The sequence below is a fragment of the Isoptericola sp. S6320L genome (assembly GCF_023015685.1).
Lineage (GTDB): Bacteria > Actinomycetota > Actinomycetes > Actinomycetales > Cellulomonadaceae > Isoptericola > Isoptericola halotolerans_A.
Genome location: NZ_JALKAT010000007.1, coordinates 20,394 through 33,095, shown reverse-complemented (window position 1 = coordinate 33,095; position 12,702 = coordinate 20,394). Strand labels below are relative to the sequence as shown.

Genomic DNA, 12,702 nt, shown 5'->3' with positions numbered 1-12,702 from the left:
CGGGCTCGTCGTCCGGGGGTGGGACGTCGTCGTCCGGTGGGACGTCGTCGTCGGTCCAGGAGGGCACGAGGTCGGCGTACGGGTCGTCCGAGGAGGTCACCCTGCGATCGTAGGCGGAGCGGGCGACAGACCGCTGCCGCCGTCCACAGGGTCAGCGCGCCTGCTCGCGGACCAGGGCCACGGTGGAGGCCACCACGGCGACCAGCTCTGCGGCCGCCGCGACGAGCTCGTTCACCCCGATGACCTCCGGCGAGATGCCGAGCAGGTCCGAGGTGGCGGACGTGATGAACGCGAGCAGCGTCACGGCGCCGAAGAGGATGCCGCCCACGAGCGGCAGCCAGTGCCGCCAGGTGAGCATCAGCGTCGCCAGGACGACGCCGCCGGCGGCGTTGACCAGGAACAGCGGCCCCACGAGGTCGATGTCGTCGTAGCCGCGCGTCCAGAGGACCAGGTGCACCACCGCCGACACGAGCACGCCCAGCGCCGCGAGCGAGCGCCACAGCCACGAGGGGCCGACGTCGCCTCGGCCGCGCGGCGCTGGCACCTTGCCGGTGGGGGCGTCCATGATGGACATGCTGCCACCCGGTATGACCGACGTCACCACGAGACCCTCCGAGGAGCCCTCCCATGAGCGAGCCCACCGCCGTCCCACGACCCGCCGACACCGCGTGCCGGTCCCGCCGTCAGGTGCTGCACGGTGCGGGCGCCCTGGCGGGCGTGGTGGTCGGTGGCGGCGTCCTCGCGGCGTGCGCCGAGGGGACGGACCCGGACCGGTCGGCCGACGACGTCAGCACGTCCGCGGCGGGCCAGGCCGTGGTGGCGCTCGAGGACGTACCGGTCGGGGGTGCGGTGAGCGCCGAGGTCGCCGGCGTCCCGGTGCTGGTCACGAGGCCGGCCGAGGACGAGGTGCACGCCTTCAGCGCGGTCTGCACCCATCAGGGCTGCACCGTCACCCCCGGCGACGGTGTGCTCGAGTGCCCGTGCCACCGGTCGGTGTTCTCCCTCACGGACGCCTCCGTGCAGTCCGGTCCCGCGCCCGAGCCCCTCGGCGAGATCGCCGTCGAGATCTCCGGGGCCGACGTCGTCGTCTCCTGACGCCAGCCCGGGCACCTTCCGCCCGCTCGTAGACTGGGGCGGTGACCACCCCCGACGCTCCGGCACTGCCGCTGCGCCCCGAGCTCGCCGACGAGGTGCCCTACGGCGCACCGCAGCTCGACGTGCCCGTGCGGCTCAACGTCAACGAGAACCCCTACCCGCCCTCCGACGAGGTCGTGGCGACCGTCGCCGAGCGGGTCGCGCAGGCGGCGCACACCCTGAACCGCTACCCGGACCGTGACTTCGCGGACCTGCGGGCCGACCTCGCGGACTACCTGGCCGTGGAGTCGGGCGTCCGGCTCGACCCCACGCAGGTGTGGGCCGCCAACGGGTCGAACGAGATCATGCTGCACCTCCTGCAGGCCTTCGGCGGCCCGGGCCGGACCGCGGTGTCGTTCGCCCCGACGTACTCGATGTACCCCGAGTACGCGCGGGACACGCACACCCGGTGGGTGACCGGTCGCCGGGCCGAGGACTTCACCATCGACCCCGACGCGGCGGTCGCGCTCATCGAGGCCGAGCAGCCGTCGGTCGTGCTGCTCGCCAGCCCCAACAACCCGACCGGCACCGCGCTGGACCCCGGGACGATCGAGGCGGTGCTCGACGCCGCGGCGCGGGTGCCCGCCGTCGTCGTGGTCGACGAGGCCTACGCCGAGTTCCGGCGTGAAGGCACGCCCTCGGCGCTCGCGCTCCTCGACCGGTACCCGCACCTGGCCGTGACGCGCACCATGTCCAAGGCCTTCGCGGCCGCGGGGCTGCGGCTCGGCTACCTGGCGGCGTCGTCGGCGCTCGTGGACGCGCTCCGGGTCGTCCGGCTGCCGTACCACCTGTCCGCCGTCACGCAGGCCGCGGCCCGGGCGGCCCTCGAGCACCGCGAGTCGCTGCTCGCCCAGGTGGCGGACCTGCGTGCGGGACGCGACGAGCTCGTGGCATGGTTGCGCCAGCAGCACGTCGGCGGCCGGCCCCTGCAGGTGGCCGAGAGCGACGCGAACTTCGTCCTGTTCGGCGTGCTCGACGACCGGCATGCCGTGTGGCAGGGACTGCTCGACCGCGGCGTGCTCATCCGTGAGACGGGGCCCGACGGATGGCTGCGGGTGTCGGTGGGAACGCCCGGCGAGACCCAGGCGTTCAAGGACGCGTTGACCGCCGTGATCGGCGAGAAGGAGCAGTGATGGCAGACCGCACCGCGCGCGTGGAGCGCACCACGAGCGAGTCGAGCGTCGTCGTCGAGCTGAACCTCGACGGCACCGGGCGCACCGACATCTCCACGACCGTGCCGTTCTACGACCACATGCTCACCGCCCTGGGCAAGCACTCCCTCGTCGACCTGACCGTCCGGGCGACCGGTGACACGCACATCGACGCCCACCACACGGTCGAGGACACCGCGATCGTGCTCGGCGAGGCGCTCAAGGCGGCGCTCGGCGACAAGTCGGGCATCGCGCGGTTCGGCGACGCGCTCGTCCCGCTCGACGAGGCGCTCGCCCAGGCGGTCGTCGACGTGTCGGGACGGCCGTACCTCGTGCACTCCGGCGAGCCGGCCGGGCAGGAGTACCACCTCATCGGCGGCCACTTCACCGGGTCGCTGACCCGGCACGTCCTGGAGTCGATCGCCCACCACGCCGACATCTGCCTCCACGTGCGGGTCCTGGCCGGCCGGGACCCGCACCACATCGTGGAGGCCCAGTTCAAGGCCCTCGCCCGCGCGCTGCGGGCCGCCGTTGCCCGCGACGCGCGCGTCGAGGGCATCCCGTCGACCAAGGGAGCGCTGTAGGGTGCCCAGTCCCTCGACCCCTGACCAGCCCGGGCACGAGGACCTGTCCGACGTCCTCGGTGACATCGAGATCCCCGACGACCTGTCGAGCCTCACGGACGCACGGCAGGACCCCGAGCTCGCCGTGCTGATCACCCAGGTCGCCGAGGCCGAGCCGCTCGCGGCCGCGTGCGTGCTGGCCGGCCTCGACGTCGACGTCGTCCCGACGCCCGTCGGTGCGCTCGGCGTGCTGCGCGACACCTCGGGCGACCTGCCGAACCGCGCTGCCGCCGCCGTCTCCCAGCTCGTGGCGGGCGTCCCGCTCGTCCTCGTCACCCGCCACGGCGAGCAGCTCACCTGCGTGCGCTACACCGACGGGGCGGACGACGGCGAGCTGCCGCCCGGTCTCGTGCTCGGCGGTGCCCCCGACGCCCTCGAGGACCTCCTGACCGGGCACCTCACGCTCGCCGACCTGCCCGGTGTCGTGTCGTCGTCGGGCATCAGCCGGCTCAAGGCCGTGCGGATGCTGTCGCAGGTGGCACGCAAGGGACGGAAGAAGAAGCGATGACCCCCGCACCCGGCCTGCTGCCCGACGACGGCGCCGCCGCGGAGCTCAACGCCCGGCCCGTGGCTCCCGGCGGCCCCGCGGCCCGGCCCCGCGTGGTGGTCCTCGACTACGGCTTCGGCAACGTCCGGTCAGCCGTGCGAGCGCTCGAGCGCGTCGGGGCCGACGTCGAGCTCACGGCCGACCGGCACGCCGCGACCGAGGCGGACGGTCTCGTGGTACCGGGTGTCGGCGCGTTCGCCGCCTGCATGGAGGGCCTCCGGGCGGTCCGCGGCGACCAGGTCGTCGACCGCCGGCTCGCCGGAGGTCGGCCCGTGCTGGGCGTCTGCGTCGGCATGCAGGTGATGTTCGACGCCGGCGTCGAGCACGGCGTCCGGGCGGACGGCCTGGGGGAGTGGCGCGGCGTCGTCGACCGGCTCGAGGCGCCCGTCGTGCCGCACATGGGCTGGTCCGGCGTCGAGGCGGCGACCGGGTCGACGCTGTTCGCCGGGGTGGAGCAGGAGCGCTTCTACTTCGTGCACTCGTACGCGGCCCAGGAGTTCACGCAGGGGCACGACGACTCCGCCGACCCGCGGTACACGCCGCCGCGTGTCACCTGGTCGTCCCACGGCCCCGCCGGAGCGGCCGCGCGGTTCGTCGCCGCGGTCGAGGACGGCCCGCTGTCCGCGACGCAGTTCCACCCCGAGAAGTCCGGCGACGCCGGTGCCACCCTGCTCGAGAACTGGGTGCGGTCGCTCTGAGCCGCCGTCGCCCCGCCATCCCCCACGACTGGAGTACTCACGCATGACCGAACGCCTCGTGCTGCTGCCCGCCGTCGACGTCGCCGACGGCCAGGCCGTCCGCCTCGTCCAGGGGGAGGCCGGCTCGGAGACCTCCTACGGCGACCCCCGCGCCGCTGCGCTTGACTGGCAGACGGGCGGCGCGGAGTGGATCCATCTGGTGGACCTCGACGCCGCCTTCGGCCGCGGCTCCAACGCGGAGCTGCTGGCGAGCGTCGTGGCGGAGGTCGACGTGCAGGTCGAGCTCTCCGGCGGCATCCGGGACGACGCGTCGCTGGAGCGCGCCCTCTCCACCGGCGCCCGCCGTGTCAACATCGGTACCGCCGCCCTCGAGGACCCCGAGTGGACCGCGCGGGTGATCGCCGAGCACGGGGACAAGGTCGCCGTCGGCCTGGACGTGCGCGGCACCACGCTCGCCGCCCGCGGGTGGACGCAGGACGGCGGGGACCTCTGGGAGGTCCTGGCACGTCTCGACGACGCCGGCTGCGCCAGGTACGTGGTCACCGACGTCACCAAGGACGGCACGCTCCGCGGCCCGAACGTCCAGCTGCTGCGCGACGTCGCCGCCAGGACGCCGGCCAAGGTCGTGGCCTCCGGTGGCATCTCCTCGTTGGACGACCTGGCGGCGCTGCGTGCCCTGACCGGTGACGGCGTCGAGGGTGCCGTCGTGGGCAAGGCGCTCTACGCGGGCGCGTTCACGCTCCCCGAGGCGCTCGACGTCGCGGGGCGCCCATGAGGTCCATCCAGCCGACCAGCCAGTTCGCCGGTGACGACGGCTCGGCCGACGCCGAGCTCGTGCGCCGGCTCGAGGGCCTGCGCGCCGGCACCACCCCGTTGCGCGACGTCGTCGCCCGGCTCGCGGAGACCCGGGTCCTCGTGCCGGTGCTCGCCGAGCTGGAGGCGACCGGGACGGTCGAGCACGACGGCATCGAGCACACGGTGGACAAGGAGGCCTCCTCGGGCGTCGTGGCGCTCGAGTCGCCCGACGGACGCCGGGCGCTGCCCGTCTTCACCTCCGTGGCGTCGATGCAGGCCTGGCGTCCCGACGCGCGCCCCGTCCCGGTCGAGGCAGCACGCGCGGCGCTGTCCGCCGTCAACGAGAAGTGGTCCCTGCTGGTCGTCGACCCGGCGGGCCCCGTGACCGCGCTCGTGCCCCGGCCCGCTGTCTGGGCGCTTGCCCAGGGCGTCGAGTGGCGGCCCGCCCTCGTGCCGACGGCCGACGGCATGGTGGTCGACGCCGAGGTGGCTCGCGCCGTCGGCGACGCGGCCGCGCCCGTCCAGCACGTCGTGCGCGCGTCCGCCGAGCCGGGCCGCACGGCCGAGGTCGCCGTCGTCCTGGCGCTCGATCCGGGCCTGGACCGTGCCGGCCTCGACACGGTGCTCGGCCAGGTGAACGCCCGGTTGGCCGCAGCGAAGGTGGTGGCGGACCGGGTGGACTCCCTCGAGCTGCGCATCGCCGCGGCGCGCTGACGCCGGTCCTCAGCAGGGCGTGAGCTCGGTGAAGGCCGAGGTGTCGTCGAGCATCTCGCGCAAGGTCGACTGCGGGACCAGCAGCGACCGGCCGTCCGTGGTCTTGGCGTAGACGACGCCGATGACGTCGCCGTCGTCGTCCAGCGCCGCCGAGCCGGACGACCCGGGCTCGACCGGCGCGTCGGTGACCAGCACCTCGCCGAGGTTCTCGTGCAGGGGGTCGCGCGTCGTGCCGATCACCCGGCCGGCCGTCACGGTCAGGCGCCCGCCCGCCGGGTAGCCCACGACCGTCACGTCGTCGCCCTCCTCGGGGTCGTCGTCGGCGATCTGCGGGAAGGACGGCAGCGGGTCCTCGGTCCGCACGACGGCGAGGTCGGCCAGCGCGGCCGTGCTCGCCGCCGACACGTCCAGGTCGCGGCCGTCGTAGGTGCTCACCTGCAAGGACTCGGAGTCCGCGACGACGTGGCGGTTGGTGATGAGCGTGTGCTCGTCGACGGCGAACCCCGACCCGGTCGACAGGCTGGCGCAGCCGACGTTCCGGATCCGCACGGCCATGCGCTGGACGGCGTCGAACCCGTCGGGGGAGAGCTGGTCGGACCCTGCGGCCGACAGCGTCGGCGGGGCCACCGAGGGGACGACGTCCTGGGGCACCGGCGGCGGCAGCTCGGGCACCGCCGCGCAGGACGTGGCCACGAGCGTCGTCACCAGGACGGCGAGGAGGCCGCTCGGTCGCCGGGGGTCGCGCGTAGGGGCCCTCACCGCGCGAGCTCCTGCTGCAGCTGGGCGTTGGCGTCGTTGGCCTCGTCGCACAGGGCCTCGACGTCCGCGGCGAACCGGTCCAGGTCGGCCGGGTCGTAGGCGTCGCGGTCCTCCAGGTAGCCGATGAGCTGGGACTGCGCAGCGGTGCACTGCCCCAGCGCCGTGGCGACCACACCGGCCGCCTCGCTCACGCGCCGCTGGTAGTCGAGGTACTGCTGGCTCGCGACGTTCTCGTCGCCGAGCTGCGCCTTCTCGTCCGCCAGGTCGGTGATCCGGGCCGTCGCCGTGTCGAGCTGTTCACGCGCCGCCACCAGCTCGGCGGTGACGCCGTCCAGCTCCGCCTGCAGCGCAGCCACCTCCTCGGCGTATCCGCGAGCCTCGGACTCCCACTGCGCGGCGTGGTCCTCCCAGGCCGCGGTCGTCCGCCACAGGTAGCCGGCCGCGACGAGCGCACCGACGAGTAGCACCGCGAGGACCACGGCGGCGACCCGGGCAGCCCGCCCTCGCCGGCGCGGTGGATCCGCCGGCGCAGGCTCGTCCGGTGCGGGGACGCCCGCGGCGGCCGGCGCCGTCGTCGGCTCCCACGGACCCGAGGGCTGCGACATGTCAGACGACGGAGCCCGTGAACTTCTCGCCCGGGCCCTCGCCCGGCTCGTCCGGGACGACGGAGGCCTCGCGGAAGGCGAGCTGGAGGGACCGCAGGCCGTCGCGCAGGGACCGGGCGTGCTGGTTGCCGATGTCCGGTGCCGACGCCGTCACCAGTGCGGCCAGCGCCGTGATGAGCTTGCGCGCCTCGTCGAGGTCGAGGTGCTCGGCCGGGTCCTCCTCGGCGAGACCGCACTTGACGGCGGCGGCACTCATGAGATGGACGGCGGCGGTGGTGATGACCTCGACGGCGGCGACGTCGGCGATGTCGCGCGTCGCCGTGCCGGCGTCCGGGGTGGCACCGGTTTCGGGGGTGTGGCTCATGGGGTCCATCTTGGCACCTTCGGAAGGCGGAGAGAGGCCCGAGGCCGGGCCCGCACGTGGCGGACCCGGCCTCGGGTGCTGCGCTCCGGCTCAGCCGGCGGTGTCGATGCCGGCCGAGCCTGCGCTGCGCGGCGGGCGGGTGCCTCGTCCCTCGGCCCCCACCCTCTGCGCGCTCCGGCTCAGCCGGCGGCGACCTCGGTGCGGAGCTTGGCGCCCAGCTCCGCGTCGACGCTCGTCCAGTACTGGAAGAACCGCTCACGGATCTCGTCGACGGTGATCGACTTCCCCTGACCGGTGAGGTTCTCCAGGAACCGCGCGCGGGCGGCGTCGTCGAAGACCTCGCGGTACAGGGTGCCGGCCTGGCCGAAGTCGTCGTCCTCGGCGTGCAGGGAGTACGCAGAACGCATGAGCTCGCCGTCCGACTCCCACGTCGCCTCGGTGCCCCGCGCCGGGTCGGCCGCGGGGCCACCGAACGAGTTCGGCGTGTAGACGGGGTGCTCGGGGCCGTTGAAGTGGTACTGCATCGGGCCTTCGTGCATGTAGGTGCTCACCGAGGCCGCGTGCGGCTGGTTCACCGGCAGCTGGTTGAAGTTCGCGCCGATGCGGTGGCGGTGCGCGTCGTTGTACGCGAACACGCGGGCCATGAGCATCTTGTCGGGCGAGATGCCGGTGCCCGGCACCTGGTTGCCCGGCGAGAACGCGGCCTGCTCGATCTCCGCGAAGAAGTTGCGCGGGTTGCGGTTCAGCGTGAACGTGCCGACCTTGATCAGCGGGTAGTCCGCGTGCGGCCAGACCTTCGTCATGTCGAACGGGTTGAACCGGTAGGTCTTCGCGTCCTCGTACGGCATGACCTGGACCTTGACGTCCCACGAGGGGTGCTCGCCGCGCTCGATCGCCTCGTACAGGTCGCGGCGGTAGTAGTCCGCGTCCTCACCGGCGATGCGCTCGGCGTCCTCCGGGGACATGTTCTCCACGCCCTGGTGGGAGATGAAGTGGTACTGGACCCAGAACCGCTCGCCTGCGGCGTTGACCCACAGGTACGTGTGCGAGCCGTAGCCGTTGAGGTGGCGCCACGACGTCGACAGGCCGCGGTCGCCCATGAGATAGGTGACCTGGTGCGCCGACTCCGGCGACCGGGTCCAGAAGTCCCACTGCATGTCGGCGTTGCGCAGGCCGGAGGCGCCGAGCCGCTTCTGCGAGTGGATGAAGTCCGGGAACTTCATCGCGTCGCGCAGGAAGAACACCGGGGTGTTGTTGCCCACGACGTCGAGGTTTCCCTCGGTGGTGTAGAAGCGCAGGGCGAAGCCCCGCACGTCGCGCCAGGTGTCGGGCGAGCCCTGCTCACCGGCGACGGACGAGAACCGCAGGAGGGTCTCGGCCTTGGCGCCCGGCTGGAACACGGCGGCGCTGGTGTACCGCGATACGTCCTCCGTGACCTCGAACTCGCCGAAGGCGCCGCCACCCTTGGCGTGCGGGTTGCGCTCCGGGACGCGCTCGCGGTTGAACGACGCGAGCTTCTCGACCAGGTAGCGGTCGTGCAGCACGGTGGGGCCGTCGGACCCGACGGTCAGCGAGTACTGGTCGCTGGCGACCGGCGTGCCGGTCTGCGTCGTCGTGTACGGGGTCGTCATATGACGTCCTTTCTCAGGGCTTTCAGGGGAACTCGGGGGAACTCGGGATGACGGTCGGGAGAGGCCGGGGCAGCGGTCGGTCAACGGTGCTCGGCACACCGGGGGCACGTGCCCCAGAAGGTCACCTCGGCGAGGTCGACGCGGAACCCGTGGGTGTCGCTCGGTGCCAGGCAGGGGGAGTGACCGACGGTGCAGTCGACGTCGGCGACGAGGCCGCAGCCGCGGCACACGATGTGGTGGTGGTTGTCCCCGACGCGGCGCTCGTACCGGGCGGGGTGGCCCGCCGGTTCCATCCGGCGCAGGAGCCCGGCCGTGGAGAGGGCGTTGAGGGAGTCGTAGACCGCCTGCACCGACGCGGTGCCGAGGTCCGCGCGCACGGCACGCACGACGTCGTCGGCCGTCGAGTGCTCGTGCCCGTCCAGCGCACGCAGGACGGCGAGCCGGACACCGGTCACCCGCAGGCCGGCGCCACGCAGGAGCTCGTGCTCCGCGGTCGCCGTGACGGCGGGGGTGGTGTGGGCCATGTCCGCAGCCTACGACGTTCTCTGGAACGATTCCAACATAGTCGGGTGACGAACGTGACACGGCGGGTGTCGCCGGGCTGGCCCGGGCGGCGGTGTCCCGTGCTAGTCTCATGTGCTGACCGACCCGACCGCTAGACGGCCGGGTGCAGCAAGTGGAGAACATCCCACCCGAGCACCGACGAGCGCCCGCCGCGAGGCAGCGCCGACAGGGGCCGGGTCCGGTCGGGCGACTCAGGTCGTCCTGCCCCGGTCGTCGGCGTTCGCGCTCGACGTCACCGGACCGATGGCCTCCACCTGCTCGCTCAGGTCGGGGGCCTTCCCTCGTTCCTGGCGGTCTCACGACGACTTCTAGGAGCATCACCATCAGCGAGCCTCGCATCAACGACCGGATCCGCGTCCCCGAGGTCCGGCTCATCGGCCCGGGCGGGGAACAGGTCGGCGTGGTCGCCACAGGGGTCGCCCTCAAGCTGGCGCAGGACGCCGACCTCGACCTCGTCGAGGTGGCGCCGGAAGCCCGGCCGCCCGTGGCCAAGCTCATGGACTTCGGCAAGTTCAAGTACGAGTCGGACATGAAGGCGCGCGAGGCGCGCCGCAAGCAGGCGAACACTCTCCTCAAGGAGATCCGGTTCCGCCTCAAGATCGACCCGCACGACTACGCCACCAAGAAGGGCCACGTCGAGCGCTTCCTGTCGGCCGGCGACAAGGTCAAGGTCATGATCATGTTCCGTGGTCGTGAGCAGTCCCGCCCCGAGATGGGCGTGCGGCTGCTGCAGCGGCTCGCGGACGACGTGGCCGAGCTCGGCTTCGTCGAGTCCATGCCGAAGCAGGACGGGCGCAACATGACCATGGTCCTCGGACCGGTCAAGAAGAAGGCCGACGCCAAGAGCGAGCAGCGCAAGCGCTCCGCCGCGGTGGACGCCCAGCGCAAGACCAAGTCGGAGGTCAAGGCCGAGGCTCGCGCCAAGGCCGCTTCGGAGGAGAAGGCGGCCGCACCGGCCGAGCAGCCCGCCGAGGCCCCGGCTCCGGAGCAGGACGAGTCGACGTCGGCGCCGCGGCCCGCACCCAAGCCGAGCCAGCGGCCCAGCTGACGGCTCGACAGACCACCTGACACCGGGCCGGCGCACCGGCCGCGGTCAGCATCACGTCATCCGCCCTCGGGCGGTTGACCGACACGAGGAGAGACGGCAGTCATGCCGAAGAACAAGACGCACTCCGGCTCCAAGAAGCGCTTCCGGGTGACCGGCAAGGGCAAGCTCATGCGCGAGCAGACCAACGCTCGCCACTACCTCGAGCACAAGTCGAGCCGCCGTACGCGTCGGCTCGCCGTGGACCAGGACGTCGCACCCGCCGACGTCAAGCGAATCAAGAAGCTGCTCGGCAAGTGAGCCTCGCCGGCGGCGATCCCGCCGGTAGCCATCTTCCGACCCGAACTGCAAGGAGCATCACGTGGCACGCGTGAAGCGGGCGGTCAACGCCCACAAGAAGCGCCGTACGACCCTCGAGCGCGCCAGCGGCTACCGCGGCCAGCGCTCGCGCCTGTACCGGAAGGCCAAGGAGCAGGTCACCCACTCCTTCGTCTACTCGTACCGCGACCGGAAGGCCAAGAAGGGTGACTTCCGCAAGCTGTGGATCCAGCGCATCAACGCTGCGTCCCGCGCGCAGGGGATGACCTACAACCGCTTCGTCCAGGGCCTCAAGGCCGCGGGCGTCGAGGTCGACCGTCGCATGCTCGCCGAGCTCGCGGTCAACGACATCGCAGCGTTCAACGCGCTGGTCCAGGTCGCCAAGGACGCCCTCCCCACGGACGTCAACGCGCCCAAGGCCGCCTGAGCCTGCGTCGCACCACCCGGACGCCCGGACCCGCCCACCTGCCGATGCCCCGCATCCCCGACGTGACCCTCGCCAACCCGCGAGCGGCGCGCGTCAAGCAGGTCAGGGCGCTGTCCGGGCGTCCTGCGCGTTCCCAGCACGGCCAGTTCCTCGTCGAAGGACCGCAGGGGGTGCGTGAGGCGGTCCGGTGCGCGCCGTCCGCCGTGCGCGACCTCTACCTCACCGAGGCCGCGGCACAGCGCTATCGAGAGATCTACGAGGCCGCCCTGGAGGCGGGCCTGTTCGTCCACGTCGGCACGCCCGAGGTGCTGGCGGCCATGAGCCCGGACGCGCAGGGCGTCCTCGCGGTCGTGCGGGCGGTGCGGCCGACGCTGGCGGAAGCGCTCGGGTCGCTCGCCGAGGGCCGTCGTCGGCCGCTGCTCGTCGCCGTGCTGGCGACCGTGCGCGACCCCGGCAACGCCGGCACGGTGGTCCGGGCCGCCGATGCCGCCGGTGCCGACCTCGTCGTCCTCGCCGGCGAGAGCGTCGACGTGCACAACCCGAAGGTCGTGCGCTCCACGGCTGGTTCGCTCTTCCACCTGCCGGTGGTCTCGGGCGTGCCGCTCGCCGAGGTCGTGCGAGCCGTCCGTTCGAGCGGGTGCTCGGTGCTCGCCGCCGACGGCGCCGGCGACCACGACCTGGACGAGCTCCTGGACGTGGCGGGCGCGGCCGGCCGTCCGGCAGCGGTGCCCGACCTGGCGGCGTCGACCGCCTGGGTCTTCGGCAACGAGGCCCGGGGACTGGACGAGGCCGACCGCGAGCTCGCCGACGCCGTCGTCCGCGTGCCGATCCGCGGGGCGGCCGAGTCCCTCAACCTCGCGACGGCCGCCACCGTCTGCCTGTACGCCTCGAGCCGCGCGCAGCGCTGAGCACCGTCCCGGCGGGAAGGTCGCGGCACCGCGACGTCCCCGCCGGGACGGACAGGACTCAGGCCGGGCAGGCGGCGTCGATCGCGGCCCCGACCTCGACACCCGGGAGCAGCACCGCGGCGTAGTCCTTGAGGACGACGTTGGCGGTGGCCGGGTCCGTGCGGTGGATCGCCAGCACGGTGCTGAACGGGATCGTCTCCCCGCTGCCGATCGGGTACTCCAGGCCGTCCTTCGCGACCGCGGTCAGCACACCGGTGTCGCGCAGCACGCCGAGGCCGAACTGCTGACAGGTGACGCCCGCGGGCTTGCCGCCCTGCCCGGCGCCCTCGGGCGGCGCGGCGGCGGCGCCGGCGGCGAGACCGACGGTGGTGAGCGCCGCCAGGGCGGCCGAGGCTGCGGTGATGATCGTGCGGTGCATG

General features: G+C 73.2%; 18 protein-coding genes. 11 read left to right on the top strand and 7 right to left on the bottom strand.

From position 1 onward, the window contains the following. Positions 1–151: 151 nt before the first annotated feature. Positions 152–565: a hypothetical protein gene (locus tag MWU57_RS06045; protein WP_246908015.1), complete on the bottom strand. Its 414-nt coding sequence runs from the start codon at positions 563–565 to the stop codon at positions 152–154. A 62-nt stretch (positions 566–627) separates the two neighbouring features. Here MWU57_RS06045 and MWU57_RS06040 point away from each other — a divergent pair, with 62 nt between their 5' ends. The 7 genes from MWU57_RS06040 to MWU57_RS06010 are packed head-to-tail and all read left to right on the top strand — an operon-like array spanning position 628 to position 5,662. Then, positions 628–1,095 (top strand): ubiquinol-cytochrome c reductase iron-sulfur subunit, encoded by a 468-nt coding sequence (locus tag MWU57_RS06040; protein WP_106267935.1) that lies wholly within the window; start codon positions 628–630, stop codon positions 1,093–1,095. Positions 1,096–1,136: 41 nt separating this feature from the next. Continuing rightward, complete coding sequence (locus MWU57_RS06035; protein WP_246908013.1) at positions 1,137–2,267, top strand: histidinol-phosphate transaminase; 1,131 nt, start codon at positions 1,137–1,139, stop codon at positions 2,265–2,267. After that, positions 2,267–2,869: an imidazoleglycerol-phosphate dehydratase HisB gene (gene hisB / locus MWU57_RS06030; RefSeq protein WP_106267931.1), complete on the top strand. Its 603-nt coding sequence runs from the start codon at positions 2,267–2,269 to the stop codon at positions 2,867–2,869. The genes MWU57_RS06035 and hisB overlap by 1 nt, the downstream gene beginning before the upstream one ends. A 1-nt stretch (position 2,870) precedes the next feature. Beyond that, positions 2,871–3,416 (top strand): hypothetical protein, encoded by a 546-nt coding sequence (locus tag MWU57_RS06025; protein WP_246908011.1) that lies wholly within the window; start codon positions 2,871–2,873, stop codon positions 3,414–3,416. After that, entirely contained in the window at positions 3,413–4,153 is a 741-nt protein-coding gene (hisH, locus tag MWU57_RS06020; RefSeq protein WP_106267927.1) for an imidazole glycerol phosphate synthase subunit HisH, read from the top strand. The genes MWU57_RS06025 and hisH overlap by 4 nt, the downstream gene beginning before the upstream one ends. Before the next feature lie 43 nt (positions 4,154–4,196). Beyond that, complete coding sequence (gene priA, locus MWU57_RS06015; protein WP_246908009.1) at positions 4,197–4,928, top strand: bifunctional 1-(5-phosphoribosyl)-5-((5-phosphoribosylamino)methylideneamino)imidazole-4-carboxamide isomerase/phosphoribosylanthranilate isomerase PriA; 732 nt, start codon at positions 4,197–4,199, stop codon at positions 4,926–4,928. Further along, positions 4,925–5,662 carry an SseB family protein gene (locus MWU57_RS06010; RefSeq protein WP_246908006.1) on the top strand — a complete coding sequence of 246 codons (738 nt, stop codon included), beginning with the start codon at positions 4,925–4,927 and terminating at the stop codon, positions 5,660–5,662. The genes priA and MWU57_RS06010 overlap by 4 nt, the downstream gene beginning before the upstream one ends. A gap of 9 nt (positions 5,663–5,671) precedes the next feature. On the opposite strand, the gene MWU57_RS06005 is transcribed toward MWU57_RS06010, so the two are convergent. The 5 genes from MWU57_RS06005 to MWU57_RS05985 form a co-directional block, all read right to left on the bottom strand. Further along, positions 5,672–6,421 carry a S1C family serine protease gene (locus MWU57_RS06005; RefSeq protein WP_374108527.1) on the bottom strand — a complete coding sequence of 250 codons (750 nt, stop codon included), beginning with the start codon at positions 6,419–6,421 and terminating at the stop codon, positions 5,672–5,674. Continuing rightward, positions 6,418–7,026, bottom strand: coding sequence for a hypothetical protein (locus MWU57_RS06000; protein ID WP_106267922.1), 609 nt, complete (start codon positions 7,024–7,026; stop codon positions 6,418–6,420). The genes MWU57_RS06005 and MWU57_RS06000 overlap by 4 nt, the downstream gene beginning before the upstream one ends. A gap of 1 nt (position 7,027) precedes the next feature. Next, entirely contained in the window at positions 7,028–7,390 is a 363-nt protein-coding gene (locus tag MWU57_RS05995) for a DUF1844 domain-containing protein (RefSeq protein WP_106268277.1), read from the bottom strand. A gap of 179 nt (positions 7,391–7,569) precedes the next feature. Continuing rightward, positions 7,570–9,021, bottom strand: a complete 1,452-nt coding sequence (locus tag MWU57_RS05990; RefSeq protein WP_246908004.1) for a catalase — start codon at positions 9,019–9,021, stop codon at positions 7,570–7,572. Between the two features lie 80 nt (positions 9,022–9,101). After that, a complete protein-coding gene (locus tag MWU57_RS05985; protein WP_106267918.1) occupies positions 9,102–9,545 on the bottom strand; it encodes a Fur family transcriptional regulator in 444 nt (147 codons plus the stop codon). Between the two features lie 356 nt (positions 9,546–9,901). Between MWU57_RS05985 and infC the strand changes: the two genes are divergently transcribed. From infC to MWU57_RS05965, 4 genes are all read left to right on the top strand, one after another. Then, positions 9,902–10,633, top strand: coding sequence for a translation initiation factor IF-3 (gene infC / locus MWU57_RS05980; RefSeq protein WP_243401025.1), 732 nt, complete (start codon positions 9,902–9,904; stop codon positions 10,631–10,633). A 102-nt stretch (positions 10,634–10,735) separates the two neighbouring features. Beyond that, positions 10,736–10,930 (top strand): 50S ribosomal protein L35, encoded by a 195-nt coding sequence (rpmI, locus tag MWU57_RS05975; protein WP_106267914.1) that lies wholly within the window; start codon positions 10,736–10,738, stop codon positions 10,928–10,930. A gap of 61 nt (positions 10,931–10,991) precedes the next feature. Next, complete coding sequence (gene rplT / locus MWU57_RS05970) at positions 10,992–11,375, top strand: 50S ribosomal protein L20 (protein ID WP_106267912.1); 384 nt, start codon at positions 10,992–10,994, stop codon at positions 11,373–11,375. Between the two features lie 44 nt (positions 11,376–11,419). Next, a complete protein-coding gene (locus MWU57_RS05965; protein WP_246908002.1) occupies positions 11,420–12,283 on the top strand; it encodes an RNA methyltransferase in 864 nt (287 codons plus the stop codon). Between the two features lie 58 nt (positions 12,284–12,341). Here MWU57_RS05965 and MWU57_RS05960 read toward each other — a convergent pair whose 3' ends face one another. Continuing rightward, entirely contained in the window at positions 12,342–12,701 is a 360-nt protein-coding gene (locus tag MWU57_RS05960) for a hypothetical protein (protein WP_106267908.1), read from the bottom strand. Position 12,702 lies beyond the last annotated feature (1 nt).